The organism is Fulvimonas sp. R45, from assembly GCF_030504985.1.
Lineage (GTDB): Bacteria > Pseudomonadota > Gammaproteobacteria > Xanthomonadales > Rhodanobacteraceae > Rhodanobacter_A.
Window position 1 is genome coordinate 75,996 of sequence record NZ_JASERU010000002.1, and the last position, 15,509, is coordinate 91,504.

15 protein-coding genes and 1 riboswitch are annotated in these 15,509 nt (G+C 71.8%); of the genes, 6 read left to right on the top strand and 9 right to left on the bottom strand.

Going from position 1 to position 15,509, the window contains the following annotated elements:
• Window positions 1–42 precede the first annotated feature (42 nt).
• Window positions 43–843, top strand: coding sequence for a 4-hydroxy-tetrahydrodipicolinate reductase (dapB, locus tag QMK61_RS01955; protein ID WP_302070054.1), 801 nt, complete (start codon window positions 43–45; stop codon window positions 841–843).
• 10 nt (window positions 844–853) lie between these two features.
• On the opposite strand, the gene QMK61_RS01960 is transcribed toward dapB, so the two are convergent.
• From QMK61_RS01960 to QMK61_RS01990, 7 genes are all read right to left on the bottom strand, one after another.
• Window positions 854–1,534, bottom strand: a complete 681-nt coding sequence (locus QMK61_RS01960; protein ID WP_302070055.1) for a hypothetical protein — start codon at window positions 1,532–1,534, stop codon at window positions 854–856.
• 183 nt (window positions 1,535–1,717) lie between these two features.
• Window positions 1,718–2,002: a hypothetical protein gene (locus QMK61_RS01965; RefSeq protein WP_302070056.1), complete on the bottom strand. Its 285-nt coding sequence runs from the start codon at window positions 2,000–2,002 to the stop codon at window positions 1,718–1,720.
• A gap of 168 nt (window positions 2,003–2,170) precedes the next feature.
• Complete coding sequence (dinB, locus tag QMK61_RS01970) at window positions 2,171–3,259, bottom strand: DNA polymerase IV (protein WP_302070057.1); 1,089 nt, start codon at window positions 3,257–3,259, stop codon at window positions 2,171–2,173.
• 50 nt (window positions 3,260–3,309) lie between these two features.
• Window positions 3,310–4,212 (bottom strand): hypothetical protein, encoded by a 903-nt coding sequence (locus QMK61_RS01975; protein WP_302070058.1) that lies wholly within the window; start codon window positions 4,210–4,212, stop codon window positions 3,310–3,312.
• Window positions 4,213–4,229: 17 nt separating this feature from the next.
• Window positions 4,230–4,308, bottom strand: a riboswitch (S-adenosyl-L-homocysteine riboswitch).
• 35 nt (window positions 4,309–4,343) lie between these two features.
• Window positions 4,344–4,703 carry a hypothetical protein gene (locus QMK61_RS01980; protein WP_302070059.1) on the bottom strand — a complete coding sequence of 120 codons (360 nt, stop codon included), beginning with the start codon at window positions 4,701–4,703 and terminating at the stop codon, window positions 4,344–4,346.
• Window positions 4,696–5,187: an RNA polymerase sigma factor gene (locus tag QMK61_RS01985; RefSeq protein ID WP_302070060.1), complete on the bottom strand. Its 492-nt coding sequence runs from the start codon at window positions 5,185–5,187 to the stop codon at window positions 4,696–4,698. Before QMK61_RS01985 ends, QMK61_RS01980 begins: the two co-directional genes overlap by 8 nt.
• A gap of 9 nt (window positions 5,188–5,196) precedes the next feature.
• Window positions 5,197–5,997, bottom strand: coding sequence for a hypothetical protein (locus QMK61_RS01990; RefSeq protein WP_302070061.1), 801 nt, complete (start codon window positions 5,995–5,997; stop codon window positions 5,197–5,199).
• Between the two features lie 224 nt (window positions 5,998–6,221).
• Here QMK61_RS01990 and QMK61_RS01995 point away from each other — a divergent pair, with 224 nt between their 5' ends.
• From QMK61_RS01995 to QMK61_RS02005, 3 genes are all read left to right on the top strand, one after another.
• The gene (locus QMK61_RS01995) at window positions 6,222–6,689 is read left to right on the top strand and encodes a nuclear transport factor 2 family protein (protein ID WP_302070062.1); all 468 of its coding nucleotides are present in this window, start codon (window positions 6,222–6,224) and stop codon (window positions 6,687–6,689) included.
• Between the two features lie 83 nt (window positions 6,690–6,772).
• Complete coding sequence (locus tag QMK61_RS02000; protein WP_302070063.1) at window positions 6,773–8,098, top strand: amino acid permease; 1,326 nt, start codon at window positions 6,773–6,775, stop codon at window positions 8,096–8,098.
• A gap of 305 nt (window positions 8,099–8,403) precedes the next feature.
• On the top strand, window positions 8,404–10,401 hold the full coding sequence (locus QMK61_RS02005) for a beta-agarase (protein WP_345783609.1): 1,998 nt from the start codon (window positions 8,404–8,406) through the stop codon (window positions 10,399–10,401).
• Here QMK61_RS02005 and QMK61_RS02010 read toward each other — a convergent pair.
• Complete coding sequence (locus tag QMK61_RS02010) at window positions 10,373–11,548, bottom strand: YbfB/YjiJ family MFS transporter (protein ID WP_302070065.1); 1,176 nt, start codon at window positions 11,546–11,548, stop codon at window positions 10,373–10,375. The two genes, QMK61_RS02005 and QMK61_RS02010, sit on opposite strands and share 29 nt — an antisense overlap.
• Window positions 11,549–11,642: 94 nt before the next feature.
• Between QMK61_RS02010 and QMK61_RS02015 the strand changes: the two genes are divergently transcribed.
• Window positions 11,643–12,560, top strand: coding sequence for a LysR substrate-binding domain-containing protein (locus QMK61_RS02015; protein ID WP_302070067.1), 918 nt, complete (start codon window positions 11,643–11,645; stop codon window positions 12,558–12,560).
• A 255-nt stretch (window positions 12,561–12,815) separates the two neighbouring features.
• Here the strand turns inward: QMK61_RS02015 and QMK61_RS02020 are convergent, their stop codons facing one another.
• Window positions 12,816–14,174, bottom strand: a complete 1,359-nt coding sequence (locus tag QMK61_RS02020) for a hypothetical protein (RefSeq protein ID WP_302070069.1) — start codon at window positions 14,172–14,174, stop codon at window positions 12,816–12,818.
• A gap of 162 nt (window positions 14,175–14,336) precedes the next feature.
• Between QMK61_RS02020 and QMK61_RS02025 the strand changes: the two genes are divergently transcribed.
• Window positions 14,337–15,491 (top strand): aldose epimerase family protein, encoded by a 1,155-nt coding sequence (locus QMK61_RS02025; protein WP_302070070.1) that lies wholly within the window; start codon window positions 14,337–14,339, stop codon window positions 15,489–15,491.
• The last annotated feature ends 18 nt before the right edge of the window (window positions 15,492–15,509 follow it).

A 15,509-nucleotide genomic window follows, 5' to 3' on the forward strand; every position in this document is an offset into this window, starting at 1 on the left:
GTGCTGTGCTTCGCGCTCCATTCCGCAAGCGAGGAATCCGCCATGCCCCTGCAGGTCTGTCTCGCCGGCGCCACCGGCTGGGCCGGTTCGGAACTGGCGCGCGGCATCGCGGCGGCCGGCGACCTGGCGCTGGCCAGCGCGGTGTCGCGCAGCCACGCCGGCCGCAGCCTGGGCGAGGCGCTGGGCGAGGCGGCGCTGGCGGCGCCGGTGTTCGCCACCGTCGACGAGGCGCTGGCGCGTCCCTGCGACGTGTTCGTGGAATACACCCGCCCCGGCGTGGCCAAGGCCAACATCCTCGCCGCGCTGGCGCATGGCGCACACGTGGTGGTGGGCACCTCGGGGCTCGGCGACGAGGACTACGCCGACATCGACGCCGCGGCGCGCGAACGCGGGCGGGGCGTGCTGGCCTGCGGCAACTTCGCGCTCACCGCGGTGCTGCTGGCCAGGTTCGCCGAGATGGCGGCGAAGTACATCCCGCACTGGGAGATCATCGACTACGCCTACGAGGGCAAGCCCGACGCGCCCAGCGGCACCGTGCGCGAACTGGCGGGCCGGCTGGGCAAGGTGCGCCGGCCGCGGCTGGACGTGCCGCTGGAGCAGACCGTCGGCGTGCGCGAGACGCGCGGCGGCACGCTCGCCGGCAGCCAGGTGCACGCGGTGCGCCTGCCGGGCTTCGTGCTGGGCGTGGAAACCATCTTCGGCATGCCGGACCAGACCCTGACGATCCGTCACAGCGCCGGCGCCAGCGCGAAGCCCTACGTGGACGGCGCCCTGCTGGCGATCCGCAAGGTCGGCACGCTGGCCGGCCTGCATCGCGGGCTGGATGCGGTGATGGAACCGTAGCCTTTCCGCTTCAGCGGTGCGCCGCAACCGGGGTGGGCAGTGCGTCGCGCAGATGCCTCTGCAGCGTCTCAAGGTTCTGCTGTGCCTGGTCCAGCATGGTCGCCATCTGGCTGACCACGTGCAGGAAATCGCGCGGTTGCACGTCGCCCGAGCCGAGGTCGGTCAGCATGTCGATCATCCTCGGGCCGTTCATCACCAGCGCCAGGTTCATGTTGAGGCTGGTGCTGACATCGCGCTGGCTGGCGTAGGCGGCGGAATAGCGCCGCATGCGGTCCTTGTCGATCCAGCTGGCGGACTGGTCCGCCACGGCCACATCCCAGGCTTCATGGCGCAGGGTCGGCCATTTCAGGTTGAGGTTGAAGTTCTTCGTCGCGACCTGGGCCTGGATGTGCTGCACGATTGTTGCCTCGGGGACATGCGCCTTGAAGTCCTGCTGCAGGCCGTCGCGGATGGCGGCGAGACGTTCCGCCCGCCGCCCGTCCTGCGCCAGCGCCCGGTCGACTTGGTCCAGGTTGGCGCGCATCTCCGCCTCGATCCGCGCGCTGGCCTCCGCCGCTGAATGGGCATGGTGCGCGTGTTCGATCCATGCCTCCAGCCCCAGCGCGGTGAGGATGCTGAGCACGATCATCAGGTAGTGCTTGGCGAAGTCGCGGAAGGACTCCAGCCTGGCCTTGGGCAGTTCGAGGTGCACGCTATGTTCTTCCGGTGGATGGCGCGTTGCGCAGCGTAACCGATCCGCCGCTGGGCAGGCCGCGCGCGGCCGTCGGTATCCACGGGGCCGGCCGGCACGCGATCGCGTGCGGTCCGGGCCGGCTCTGCCGGGGAAACGGAAAAGGGCCGGATCGTGCGATCCGGCCCTTGCGCGCGATGAAGCTCAGTGATGATGGCCGTGATGGGCCTTGGCGTGGCCCTTGGCCTCGTGCTTGCCCTTGTTCTTGTCGCTGGCGACCGGGCTGACGGCCTTGCCGACGTTGGTGTCGTCCGTCCTCGCCATGTGGGCGGTGTCAGACACGGCATCGCCGTGGGCGTCCTGGTTCATGGGCATGGACGGATGGCTGGGCGGGGTGTGGCCGCCGGCGTGTTGCGGGGCGGCGAGGGCGTACGTGGCCGGCAGCGCGAAGGCGGCGGCGATCAGGGCGGCGGCGGTGGTCTTGGTCATGACATAACCTCGGTTGGGCAGGCCATGTAGCGCATGGCTGGGCCACCATAGGATGGTGCCGGGGCGGTGGAATGAACGGCAGGTATTCGCAAGAACATGCGTGCCCGCCGGAGGGCTTTGCACGGCGCTGCTGGGCGTTTTCCGGCCGGGGCGCCGGTGTCTGTCGCCTCAGTCGTCGAACAGGTCGCGCTGCGCGGCGTAGCTGTCGGCGTCCACGAAGCCGGACAGGCCCACGCCGACCAGGCGGTAGCGCGTGCCGGCGGGGCGTTCCACCCGCGCACGCAGCGCGCAAGCCAGGTCGGCCAGTTCGCGTTCCGAGGCGGGGCGCTGGGTGGGGGTGAGGCTGCGGGTGAGCGTGTGGAAGTCGGCGGTCTTCAGCTTCAGCACCACGGTGCGCGCGATGCGACCGTCGCGGGCCTCGCGCTGGTGCGCGGCCCAGACCTTTTCGGCCAGGTGGCGGATGTGCGGCTCCAGCTCGTCCAGCACGAGGTCGTGCTCGAAGGTGTCCTCGGCCGAGACCTGCAGGGTGGGGCGGTCGGGCGTCACCGGATGCTCGTCGATGCCCAGCGACAGCTCGTGCAGGCGCCGGCCCCAGCGGCCGAAGCGGTCCTCCATTTCCGCCGCCGGCCGCGCGCGCAGCTCGGCCACGGTGGCGATGCCCAGCGCGGCCAGCTTCGCTTCCATCACCCGGCCCACGCCGGGCAGGCGGTTCACCGCCAGCGGCGCGAGGAAATCCAGCACCTCGCGCGGGCGCACCACGAACAGGCCATCGGGCTTGCGGAAGTCCGAGGCGATCTTGGCCAGGAACTTGTTCGGCGCCACCCCGGCGGAAGCGGTGAGTTCCGTCTCCGCGCGGATCGCCGCGCGGATCGCCTCGGCGGTGGCGGTGGCCGAGGGCAGGCCGGTCTTCGTCTCGGTGACGTCAAGGTAGGCCTCGTCCAGCGACAGCGGTTCGATCAGCTCGGTGTGCCGCGCGAAGATCGCCCGCACCTGCCGCGACACCGCCTTGTAGCGCACGAAATCCGGCGGCACGAACACCGCCTGCGGGCACAACCGCTCCGCCCGCACCGCCGGCATCGCCGAGCGCACGCCGAACGTGCGCGCCTCGTAGCTCGCCGCGCACACCACCGAGCGCGCGCCGCGCCACGCCACCACCACCGGCTTGCCGCGCAGCGAAGGGTCGTCGCGCTGCTCCACCGACGCGTAGAACGCGTCCATGTCGATGTGGAGGATCTTGCGGGGCGGTGGGGCGGTCACGGGCGGCGCGGGCGATGGTGGCCCGATTCTAGGGCGGTCGCCCGGCGACGTCAGCGTGTGCCGGCCCGGGCGAGGGCCGGCAACCGTTCCGCCAGCTGCCGTGCGAAGCGCGCCGCGGCTCCGGGGTGGCTGGCCAGGTGCAGCGCGGGCTCGATCAGTTCCAGCTCCATCAGCAGGAAGCGGTCGCCCACGCGCACGCCGTCCACCCGCGCGTAGGCGGTGCCGGCGTGGCCCAGCGCGGCGACGCCGGCCAGCGCGCGTTCCGCCGCGGCGCGGGCGATGGCGTCCGGTTCGGCGGCCACGGCGCTGCCGCCGTGCTCGTGCTGCACGCGGTAGTCGCCCGCGGCCGGGCGCTTGAGCACGGCGTGGCTGTACGCGCCATCGAAGTACAGCAGCGACCATTCGCCCTCGTCCGCCACCTGCGGCACGAACGGCTGCACCAGGTAGGCCGACGTGTCCGGCAGCTGCGCCACGGCCTGTTCGAAGCCGGCCGCGCCGACCCGGCCGCGCGCCGTGCGCCAGGCGCCGCCGCTGACGCTGGGTTTCACCACCACGTCCTCGCCGTGGAATGTCCGCAGCGTGTCGCGGAGCGTGCCGGGCAGCGCGTAGCGGGTGGGGATGGTGGCGACGCCGTGCGTGGCCAGTTCGCCGAGGTAGCGCTTGTCGCTGTTCCAGCGCAGCAGGCGGCTGTCGTTGAGCATGGGCACGCCCAGCGCGTCGAGGCGGTCCAGCCAGGCGAGGAAGGCGTCGTGGTGCTCGAAGTAGTCCCAGGTGCTGCGGACCAGCACGGCGTCGTAGCCGGCCCAGTCCACCGCCGGGTCGTTCCAGATGCACGGCTCGGGGTGGATCCCGAGCGGCGGCAGGGCCGCCAGCAATGGCGCGTCGTCGTTGGTCAGGCGGGGGAAGGCCGCACAGGTGGCAAGTGCGAGGCGATGGCGGAAAACGTCGGACACGGAACACCTCCGGGATCGTGAGGTGGGCGCCCTTGGACATGGGAGTCGTCGCCGAGCGTGGCGGACCGTGCGTCCGTCGCAGCACCCCTCGGCACGGCGTGGAGTGTTGGGCGCAGGCGCGCGGCTGTCAATCAACGATCGTCATGGTCGCCGCCGGCAGCGGTCGTCTGCACCAGGTAGATGCGCACGTCGGCCTGGCCGCTGGGCAGGGCGAGCGCGGCGCCGTGGACGACCTGGATGCCGCCGGGCGGTGGCGCCATGGCCTGGCGCAGCACGCGCGCCAGTGCGGCGGTCTGCTCCCGCTGCCGCACGGCGCCGGGCAGCCAGGCGAGCGCCAGCAGCGCCAGCGCGCAGGTGCCGGCGGCCGCGGGCAGCCAGCACCATGCGAGCGGCCGCAGCGGCTTGCGGCGCGCCTGCAGGCTGTGTTGCAGGCGCGCCAGCCCGCCGGGCGGCGGGGCGAGTTCGGGCAGCAGGCGTTCGAGTTCACGCATCGACGGGTTCTCCCAGCAGGGCTTTCAGCCGCTCCATGGCGTGGTGCTTGTGCGAGGCCACGGTGCCGGCGGGAATGCCCAGCACGGCGGCGATCTCCGCCCCGCGCAGGCCGCTGAACTCGGCCAGCAGCAGCACGTCGCGCATGGCGGCGGGCAGCTCGCGCAAAGCCTGACGCAGGCGGCGGGTGGCAAGGAAATCCGTGTCGCCCGCGCCCTCCATCATGGCCTCCGCCTCGTCCAGCGGCGCCTGCCGCCACAGCCTGCGCCAGCGCAGCCGGTTCCGCGCCAGGTTGAGCGCGGTGGTCCAGACCAGCGCGTCGAGCGTGGCCTCGTCCACCTTCGCGCGTCGCTCCCACACGCGCACGAAGGCGTCGTGGATCACGTCCTGGCAATCCTCGGCCTGCCACAGCTGGCGGTACAGCACGTTGTACAGGGGACGTTCCAGCCGGCGGTAACTGGCGTACAGCGCATCCTCGCGCAGCATGCGCCAAGCTCACGCTTTGTCGTGCAGGCGGTCCACGCGGACGACGAGGAGGCGCATCGCGGAGCCATTGGCGCAGCCTGCGGGCGTCGTGTCGGTTGCGGGTTGCCGGCAAGGGCCGGGTGCCTGCGCCAGCACGATGTACTGGCCGAACGTGGCGTCGATGAAGGTGTGCAGCTTGTTCAGCCCGTGCGCGCCGGTGTCGAGATAGTTGAGCTGGAGCCTGGCGGTCTCGTTGCTCACGGCGCCGATGCGAAACGAGAAGGCGCGCTCGGGCGCTTCTTTGTTGCCGGTATCCAGCGAACCGTCTTCGCCGCTGGTCCCCACGAGGGTTGCAGCCTGGTCGAGGCGGAAATGCATCGGGCCCGATACCTGGCGCAGCGGGTCGAGGTTGCCTGCGAGTTGCTTCAACATCGGATCGTCGTCGCCGCTTCCCGGTTCGCCGTCGATCACCCAGAAATGCACGCCCACCTGGATCGGCGCCGCCTGTTTCGTCGCCGCGCCCAGTGTGTCGATCACCTTGCCGATCGAGGCCTGCGCATCGCGCGGGGCGTACACCAGCAATTTGCCCGGGCCGGCTGCGGTGATGCTGGCGCGAGCGCCGCCGAACAGCTTGGCGTCGATGCCACCCAGGGCCTTGTCCAGCGCGTCCTCGATGGCCTGGGTCCGGTCGGCCGGCACGCTGTAGATCTCCAGGGTCAGGTCGGGACTGGCCCTGCCCGACATGCCCGGGGCGACGTCGGAGGTATGGCAGCCGCCCAGCGCCAGCGCGGACAGCATGCCCATGGCCGCGTATCGGATCAGGTGATTCATGCAATTCCCTCGCGGGCGGGCCGGAGGGCCGCCTTCCCGACTGTATACACGCCAGCGCGGGTTTTCTTCACGGACGGCAGCCAAGGGGAGATTTGGACAGGCTCGAGGATGCGCACTCATCCGCGATGCCCGCCCGCACCACCGCCCGTCCCCTTTCGCTGGCGTACCCGTCGGCTCGCCGCTACCTTCCTGTGCAGCCGGATTCTCCGGTCCGGAGGGATGGCATGCGAACGACAGGCGTATGGCTGGTCCTGGCGCTGGGTTGCGCCGGGTTTGCCGTGGCGGCGGGTAGCCGTGGGGCGTCGCGCCAGCACGTGCCGCCCGGCATCGAGGCGCTGCATCGCGGGGACGTCGCCGCGACCCTCAGCCAGGATCCCGATGCGCTGGCCGCCCTGTGGACCGGGGATGGCGTGCTGCTGGGCGAGGGCGAGCGACCGGTGGTCGGTCGCGCGGCATTGCGTGCCGCCTATGCGCAGGGCGGGTGGAAGGTGTTGCGGTATGCGCCACGGGTGCTGGATGTCGTCGTCGATGGCGATTCGGCCGTGGAGTGGGGGCGTTTCGAAGTCACCATGGTGACGAAGGATCAGCCGCAGCCCACCGAGTTGCGCGGGCGCTTCCTGCGGTCCATGAGGAAGCAGCCGGATGGCGCGTGGAAGTTCGCCCGGATCATGTGGCAACCGGATCCCCGCTAGGTCATCGGGTACTTCTTCCGCGCCGTCTCTGGCCCTGGAGCCCGGGACTGGTCGAAACCCCGCCGCTCAGGCAAGGTTGCCGGATGACGACCGAAACCAGCTCCCACGCCTACCTGCGCCGCCTCGGCGTGTGGGACGGCGCGATGATCGTGATCGGCGGCGTGATCGGCGCCGGCATCTTCCGCACGCCGGCCACGGTGGCCGAGCGCACGGCCTCCGGCCTGCCGCTGCTGGCGCTGTGGGTGCTGGGCGGCCTGCTCACGCTCACCGGCGTGCTGTGCTACGCGGAGCTGGGCTCGCGGCGGCCGCAGGCGGGCGGCATCTACCTGTACCTGCGCGAAGCCTTCGGCATGCTGCCGGCCTTCCTGTTCGGCTGGACGATGGCGCTGATCAACTACCCCGGCAGCGTGGCGGCGGTGGCGACCACCTTCGCCGACTACTTCTGCCAGGCGGTGGGCCTGCCGCTGCTGTGGGTGAAGCCGGTGGGCGTGGCGGCGATCGTGTTCATCGTGGGGGTGAACCTGTTCGGCATCCGGGCCGGCGCGCTGATGCAGAACATCTTCGCGGTGCTGAAGCTGGCGGCGATCGCGCTGCTGGTGGCGGTGGGCCTGGCGCTGGCGCACGGCCACCTCGGTGGCGTGCTGGCGGCGGACGCCACGCACCCGGTGTCCAGCGGCGCCTTCGTGGGCGCGCTGCTGCCGGTGCTGTTCACCTACGGCGGCTTCCACTACTTGAACGACCTCGCCGGCGAGGTGCGCGACCCGCAACGCACGCTGCCGCGCGCCCTGCTGCTGGGCATGCTGGGTGTGGTGCTGGCCTACGTGCTGGCCAACGTGGCCTACCTCACCGGCCTGGGCCACGCGGGGCTGGCGGCCAGCCAGGCGCCGGCGGCCGACCTGATGCGCCGCCTGTTCGGCGAAACCGGCGCGAAGGTGATGGCGGTCGGCATCGCCTGCTCCACCTTCGGCTACTGCAGCATCGCGATCGCCGGCGGCGCACGGGTGCTGCAGACCATGGGCGCGGACGGCATGCTGTTCCGCGCGGTGGGCCAGATCGACCCGCGCACGCGCGCGCCGCAGGTGGCGCTGGCCCTGCTGGGCGCGTGGACGGTGGTGCTGATGCTGTGGGGCAACTTCGGCCAGCTGGTGGACTACACCACGGTGGGCGAGTGGCTGGGCCATGCGTTCGGCATCGGCACGCTGTTCTGGTATCGCTGGAAGTTCGTGGACGAGCCGGCGCCGTACCGCGTGCCGCTGTTCCCGCTGATGCCGCTGGTGTTCGTGCTCACCGTGCTGGGCGTGATCGCCGCCACCGCCATCGCCTCGCCGCACGACGCGGGCATGAGCCTGGTGATCATCGCGCTGGGCGCGCCGGTCTACTGGCTGTGGCGGCGCTGGCAACGCGCCTGAAATCCCGCGCCGGCACCACCGGGTGAGCCCCTCTCCCTCCGGGAGAAGGTGCCGGCAGGCAGGAGAGGGTACGTCCGGAGCGTGGTGCTGAACCCCGCGCCACGCCCGCAACCAGTTGCGCTTCAGCCGGCGGCGCGATACTCGAGTGGTTCCAACGTGGCGAGGTGGCGATGAAGACCATGGCGGGAGTGGCGGTGTTGTGCCTGGGTGCATGCCTGGCGGGGCATGGGCACGCGACGGAAGTGGCGGATCTCGCAACCGCGCCGACACATGTCGCCCTGCAGCAGGTGACGCGGGCGGCGACCATGGAAGCCGCGCAGGACGGCGTGGCGCAGCGGCGCTACACCTTCCAGCCCGCCGCGCAGCCGCAGATCGCGGTGACGCCGGCGCAGGCCGGCTGGGACTGGCGCGGGCAGGGCGAGCTTCGCCTGCGGGTGCAGAACGCGATGCCGTGGGCGCTGACCCTGGTGGTGGACATCGACGGCGCGGACGCGAAGTCGCACCTGCACGCCGTGGTGGGCCTGCCCGCCGGCCCCGCGCAGACCCTGGTGGTGCCGCTGCACGCCACCTCGCCGCTGGTCTTCGGCATGCAGGCGGGACCGCCGATGCCGTTCGACGACCAGGGGCGGCGCATGCTGGTGGCCACCACGGTGGAGGGCTCGCTCGATCTCTCCATGGTGCGCGCCGTGCGGCTTTCCATGCCCGCGCCGCAGGCCGCGCAGACCATCCTCCTCGGCCGGCTCGACGTGGTGGCGGGCGATGCGGCGCTGCACGACGCCTATGCCGGCATCGTCGACCGCTACGGCCAGTACACGCGCGGCACGTGGCCGGAAAAGGTCGCCGACGATGCCGCGCTGCGCGCCGCCGTGAAGCGGACGCCACCCGCGACATCGGCCGCCGGCGAGGATGCCTACGGCGGTCGCCTGGACGTCCATCTGCGGGAGACCGGCTGGTTCCACACGCAGAAAGCCGGCGGCCGCTGGTGGCTGGTTACGCCGGACGGCCACGGCTTTTTCTCGCTGGGCGTGAACGCGGTGGCGGCGGACGGCGGTCGCAGCTACGTGCAGGGGCGCGAAGGCATGTTCGCGGGCCTGCCGCCGGACAGCGGCGCGTGGGCGGCCTTCCGGGGCACGGGCGACAACCGCAGCGCGCAGCAGGGCGCCGGTGCGGGCCGTTGTTGCGACCATGGCCGCTGGTTCGACTTCTACGCGGCCAACCTGTATCGCGTGGACGGCAAGGACTGGCTGGCCGCCTGGCGCACGCGCACGCTGGCGCGGCTGAGGGCCTGGGGCTTCAACACGCTCGGCAACTGGAGCGATGCCGCGCTGGGCGCGCAGCATCGGTTGCCGTACACGCGCACGGTGAACATCGAAGGCGTGTTCGGCAACGTCGCCACCGGCTACGACTGGTGGGGCCGCATGCCCGATCCGTTCGACCCGCGCTTCGCGCAGGCGGCGGACGCGGCGGCGGCGAAGGCCGCGCAGGGCGTGCGCGACGATCCCTGGCTGCTCGGCTATTTCGCCGACAACGAACTGGCCTGGGCCGCGCCGGGTCCGCAGGGGCGCTGGGCGCTGGCCGTCGGGACGCTGCACGGCGAGGCGCGCAGCGACGCCAAGCAGGCCTTCATCGCCGAACTGGAGAAGAAGTACGGCGCGCCGGACAAGCTCGCGGCCGCGTGGGGCATCCCGCTGTCCTCGTGGCACGCCCTGCAGGCCACCAACTTCCCCGCGCCCGAGCCGGACGCGGCGCATCCCGCCATCGCCGCCGACTACAGCGCGTGGCTGCGCCGCTACGCCGACCGGTATTTCCGCGTGGTGTCGCAGGCGATCCGCCGCCACGATCCGCACCACCTGTTCCTCGGCGGACGCTTCGCGGCCAGCACGCCCGAGGCCATCGCCGCCTGCGCCGAATACTGCGACGTGGCGAGCTTCAACGTCTACGCCGACCTGCCACAGCACGGCTTCGACGCCGCGGCGATGCGCCGGCTCGACAAGCCGGTGCTGATCACCGAGTTCCAGTTCGGCTCCGACGACCGCGGCCCGTTCGGCAAGGGCGTGGTGAGCGTGTGGAACGAGGCGCAGCGCGGCCCGGCCTACGCGAAGTTCGTCGCGGCGGCGGCCGCCGACCCCGGCATCGTGGGCGTGCACTGGTTCGATTACGCCGACCAGCCGGTGACCGGGCGCCTGCTCGACGGCGAGAACAGCCACATCGGCCTGGTCGGCATCACCGACGTCCCGTTCCGCGGTTTCGTCAAGGCCGTGCGCACGGCCAATCTCAGTCTGCGAGGCATGCCGGCGAAGTGAGCTTGCGGGCGCGGCGCACCCGCGACAGCGCGATCGCCAGCGCGACCGTCGCGGCCAGCGTGGCCAGTTCCAGCGGCGCGGCGAAGCCGTGCAGGCGCTGCGCCAGCGCGGCCGCCACCGGCGGCCCCACGATCTGGCCGATGCCGAAGGCCACGGTCAGCGCGCCGATCAGCCGGGTGGGATCGTGCGGCGCCAGCCGCGCCGCCTCGCGCATAGCGTACATCACCACCGGCGTGATCGCCGCCCCCTCCAGCACGGTGCCCAGCGCCAGCCCGGCACGGCTGGGCCAGTACAGGCACAGCGCGCCGCCCAGCAACATCGACAGGCAGCAGCCGGCCAGCCCGGCGTAGTTGTTGCGCACCGCTGGCAAGGCGCCCAGTAGCAGCGTGGCCAGCACCGTGGCCACGCCGTACAGCGGCCAGAACCATTCGCGCAGCGCGGGCAGGTGCAGTTGCGCGTCGGCGATCAGCGGCAGGAAGGTCGCCGGGATCACGTAGGCGAAGCCGAACAGGCCGTACACCGCCACCAGCGGCCAGGCCGGGCCGGCCTCGCGTGCCGTGCCCTTCGCCACGGACGCCAAGGCCATGGAGGCGGGCGCGCCCAGCGCGCGCCAGACCAGCGCGGTCGCCGCGGCGCTGGCCGCGCCGAAGGCCAGCCACCAGCGTGCCGAATCCAGGCCGGGGATGCCGTGCAGCGCGGCCACCAGCGCGCCGCTGGCGATGATGCCGACGCCGGGCCCGCTGTACAGCACGGCCTCCAGGCCCGCCCGGCCGTGCGCGCGCAGGTGCGCGGTGCACCAGGCGATGCCGTGCACCATCAGCGCCGCGGCGGCCACGCCGGCCACGAAGCGGCACGCCAGCCACAGCGGCAGCGAAGGCGCCAGCCCCATGCCCAGCGTACCCAGCGCCACCAGCAGCAGGCCGGCGCGCAGGGTCGCGCGCTGCGGCAGCTTCCAGGCCGTGCACAGCAGGGCGCCCAGCAGGTAGCCGATGTTGTTGATCGAGGCCAGCCAGCCGCCGCCGACCAGGCTCAGGCCCGCGTCCGCCTGCATCAGCGGCAGCAGCGGGGTGAGCAGGAAGCGGCCGATGCCCAGCGCGAGGGCCAGCACGGCCATGCCGGCGAAGGTGAGCGGGACGGGGGATCGCATGGGTGAAGCTCCGGCGGGGGTGCGCCCATGCTAGGCGCGGCGTATCATCGTATAAAGCGAATAATTGCGAATGAATCCATCGAGAAAATCGATCATGGACCTGCGCGAACTCGAAACCTTCCAGGCCGTGGTGGCGGCCGGCGGCATCGGCCGCGCGGCGGCGAAGCTGCACCGCGCCCAGTCCAGCATCACCAGCCGCATCCACCAGCTGGAGGCCTCGCTGGGCGTGCCGCTGTTCCACCGCGAGGGTCAGCGCCTGCGCCTCACCGCGCCCGGCGAGGAACTGGTGGACTATGCGCGGCGCATGCTGGAGCTGGCCGAGCAGGCGCGTGCCGCCGTGCGCAGCGGCGAAGCGGGCGGCGCCCTGCGGCTGGGGGCGATGGAGAGCGTGGCGGCCAGCCGGCTGCCGTATCCGCTGGCGGCGTTCCACCGCCGCCATCCCCAGGTGTGGGTGAACCTGCACACGGCTTCCTCGCGCGGGCTGGTGGCGGACGTGCAGGCCGGCGCGCTGGATGCGGCGATCGTGGGCGAGACGGTGGACGCGGCGCGCTTCCGCAGCGTGCCGCTGTACGTGGAGGAACTGGTGCTGGTCGGCGCGCGCGACAGCGCGATGCTGGACGAGCCCCGGCGGCTGGCCGACGGCACCGTGCTGGTCTACCACAGCCAGGGCTGCGTCTACCGGCGCCGGCTGGAGGAATGGCTGGACCGGCAGCGCGTGGTGCCCGCGCGCGTGCGCGAGTTCGCGTCCTACCACGGCATCTTCGCCGCGGCCGCGGCCGGCGTGGGCGTGGGGCTGGTGCCGCGTTCGGTGCTGGCCGCGTACCCGCAGCGCGACGCGCTGTCGATCCGCGAGATGCCCGCGCGCGTGGCGCGCATCCAGACCGCGCTGGTGATGCTGCGCTCCACCCACCTGCCGGGGCTGGCGCGGCTGGAGGAGTTTCTGCGCGAGGATGCCGCGGCAGCGCGGGGAACGCGTGTCGCGAGGGCGGCTTCGAAGCCACGCCCGGGATGATTTCCAGGTGGTTCGTGCGCCGACACCACGCTCTCGCTCGTCATTCCGGCGCAGGCCGGAATCCAGTAGCCGTATGGCTTGGGCAAGCGTGGTCGCTACTGGATGACCCGACCTTCGTCTGTTGAAAAGCGCCTCCGGCCTGCGCCGGGATGACGACCCGGACAGGTGGTCGCCACCGGAAATGGAGTCGTCTTCTCGCTTTGCCTCGTGCGAAGCGACACGGGATTATCCCGGTCAGTAGTGGAGGGGCGAGCGTCACTCCGACGAACGGCGCTTCCGCGACTGCTCGCGCCGGCGGTGCTCGCCTTCGGTGATCGCCTTGAAGCGGTTGAGCGACTGCAGCCACAGCGGGTCGTGGCCGGCTTCGTTCTCGTCCGCCCCCGGGATGCGGTTGAACGGGATGCGCATCGGCGCGGCGTCGTGCGCCAGCGCGTCCTGCATGCCGCCGAAGTAGACCTTGTTGAGGCCGTACTTCGCGTTGATGCGGTCGATCACCGTGTCGACGCCGCGCTGCGGCATGGCCGGCGCGAACAGCGCGCCGCTGCTCTGCGCGCGCTCGGCGAGGCGGTGCAGGGTGACGCTCACCGACAGCGGCACGGCGCGTGCGGGACCGGGCAGCGGGCGGCCGGGTGCGCGCGCCTCGTCCAGCATCATGGCCAGCAGGCGCAGCAGTTCGCGGCTGTCGTCGGTGGCGGCGAAGTTGAGGTCGGCGCTCCAGCGCTGGTCCACGCCGAGGAAGCGGATGTGCACCGCCATCGCACCGGCGACCAGGCCGTCGCGGCGCAGGCGCATCGCCGCCTTGGCCAGCAGCTTCTTCAGCACCGCCAGCGCGCCCGCGCCCGTGCGCAGCTCGGGGCCGAGCACGTGCGAGTGCCCCAGCGAGCCGCGCGTGGTCTCCGCCGCCGGCAGCCAGGCGCCGCGCAGCAGGCCCCACATGCGTTCGCCCTCGATGCCGCCCCAGGCGCGGCGCAGCAGCAGCTTCGGCGCGGCGGTGAGCTGCGCCACGGTGAAGATGCCTTCGGCGTTGAGGCGCAGTTCCATCGAGGCGCCGATGCCGCACAGGTCGCGTAGCTTCAATCCGTGCAGCGCCTGCGGCAGGTCGGCCTGCTCGATCACCACCAAGCCGTCGGGCTTCCGCATGTCCGAGGCGGTCTTGGCGAGGAAGTCGTTGGGCGCGATGCCGATGGAGCAGCGGATCGCGCCGCCGGGCGCGGCCTTCGCGATCTCCTCCTTCACCTGCCGCGCGACCTGCTCGGCCACCGCGCGCTGGCGCTGGCGGCCCACCAGCTCGCAGGCCATCTCGTCGATGGAACCGACGCGGGCGATGGGGATGGCGCGGTCGATCGCCTGCTTCAGCGTGGCGTGCCAGGCGACGTAGCGCTCCGGCCGCGCGGTGACGATGGCGATGCCGGGGCACAGCCGACGCGCCTCGCGCACCATCGTGCCGGTGCCCACGCCGAAGGCCTTGGCCTCGTGGCTGGCGGCGATCAGGCTGGTGGTCTCCGCGTCCACCGGCGCCACGCCCACCGGTCGGCCGCGCAGCGCCGGCGTCTCGTGCTGTTCCACCGAGGCGAAGTAGCTGTTGAAGTCGACGAAGAGGCTGCGCAGGGTCATGGCGTGGTTCCGGGCAAGCCGGAGGTATAGCTTGCGCCTGTCGCGCCGGCGGAGACAGTGCCGGCGGAGCCGGTGCGACACGCGGCATCGGGCTTGATGAATGTCTTATTATATGTTCATGTTGGAGCCTGCCTGATCCTCACCCAACGCGGGGCCTCCACGATGAACAAGCGCCTGCTCGCTGCCCTTTCCCTGTCGCTGCTGGCCGCGCCCTGGCTTTGCGCGGCGACCGATGCCAGCCGTGCCAACTTCGGCACGATGCCCGACGGGCGCAAGGTGGAAGTGGTGACGCTGGACGACGGCCACGGCTTCACCGCCCGTGTGATCAGCCTGGGCGCGAGCCTGCAGTCGCTGATGCTGCCGGACCGCCAGGGCAGGCTGGCGGACGTGGTGCTGGCCTATCCCGACCTGCACGACTACCTGGCCAAGCCGCAGTATTTCGGCGCCACGGTGGGGCGCTTCGCCAACCGCATCGCCAAGGGCCGCTTCACGCTGGACGGCAAGGCGTACCAGCTCACCCTCAACGACGGCCCGAACTCGTTGCACGGCGGTACCCAGGGCTTCGACAAGGTGGTGTGGCAGGTGGTGAAGGTGGTGAAGTCGCCCGAGCCCAGCGTGACGCTGCGCTACGTCAGCCCGGACGGCGACCAGGGCTACCCCGGCACGCTCACCGCCACCGCCACCTACACGCTCAAGGCCGGCCACGAGCTGGACATCGACTACAGCGCCACCACCGACAAGCCCACCATCGTCAACCTCAGCAACCACACCTACTGGAACCTGGGCGGCGAAGGCTCGGGCAGCGTGTACGACGACATCCTCACCATCCCCGGCGACAGCATCACGCCGGTGGACGACACGCTGATCCCCACCGGCGAATTCCGCCCCGTGGCCGGCACCGACTACGACTTCCGCCAGGGCAAGCCGATCGGCCGCGACATCCGCGACGGCAAGGAAGCGCAACTGCTGCGCGGCCACGGCTATGACATGAACTGGGTGATCAGCCGCACCAAGGCGCCTGCGCCGCGGCTGGTGGCGAAGGTGGAAGACCCGCACAGCGGCCGCGTGCTGACACTGTACTCCGCGCAGCCGGGCCTGCAGTTCTACTCGGGCAATTTCCTCGACGGCACCAGCGTGGGCAAGTCGGGGCGGATCTACCGCCAGGGCGACGCCTTCGCGCTGGAGCCGCAGCTGTTCCCGGATACGCCCAACCATCCCGGCTTCGGCTCGGGCCGGCTGGCGCCGGGGCAGACCTACCGCAACCACCTTGTCTACCGCTTCTCGGTGGACAAGGGTGCCGCCGGCCACGGTGGGTGATACCGTTCCGGCCGGACT

Bases quoted from the DNA above. Each gene is read 5' to 3' on its own strand.
- QMK61_RS01980 (WP_302070059.1), bottom strand. From the start codon at position 4,703: ATGCGTGAACTCGAACGCCTGCTGCCCGAACTCGCCCCGCCGCCCGGC.
- QMK61_RS02005 (WP_345783609.1), top strand. From the start codon at position 8,404: ATGGAAGCCGCGCAGGACGGCGTGGCGCAGCGGCGCTACACCTTCCAG.
- QMK61_RS02025 (WP_302070070.1), top strand. From the start codon at position 14,337: ATGAACAAGCGCCTGCTCGCTGCCCTTTCCCTGTCGCTGCTGGCCGCG.
- QMK61_RS02010 (WP_302070065.1), bottom strand. From the start codon at position 11,548: ATGCGATCCCCCGTCCCGCTCACCTTCGCCGGCATGGCCGTGCTGGCC.
- QMK61_RS01995 (WP_302070062.1), top strand. From the start codon at position 6,222: ATGCGAACGACAGGCGTATGGCTGGTCCTGGCGCTGGGTTGCGCCGGG.
- QMK61_RS02000 (WP_302070063.1), top strand. From the start codon at position 6,773: ATGACGACCGAAACCAGCTCCCACGCCTACCTGCGCCGCCTCGGCGTG.
- QMK61_RS02015 (WP_302070067.1), top strand. From the start codon at position 11,643: ATGGACCTGCGCGAACTCGAAACCTTCCAGGCCGTGGTGGCGGCCGGC.
- QMK61_RS01985 (WP_302070060.1), bottom strand. From the start codon at position 5,187: ATGCTGCGCGAGGATGCGCTGTACGCCAGTTACCGCCGGCTGGAACGT.
- QMK61_RS01990 (WP_302070061.1), bottom strand. From the start codon at position 5,997: ATGAATCACCTGATCCGATACGCGGCCATGGGCATGCTGTCCGCGCTG.
- dapB (WP_302070054.1), top strand. From the start codon at position 43: ATGCCCCTGCAGGTCTGTCTCGCCGGCGCCACCGGCTGGGCCGGTTCG.
- QMK61_RS02020 (WP_302070069.1), bottom strand. From the start codon at position 14,174: ATGACCCTGCGCAGCCTCTTCGTCGACTTCAACAGCTACTTCGCCTCG.
- QMK61_RS01965 (WP_302070056.1), bottom strand. From the start codon at position 2,002: ATGACCAAGACCACCGCCGCCGCCCTGATCGCCGCCGCCTTCGCGCTG.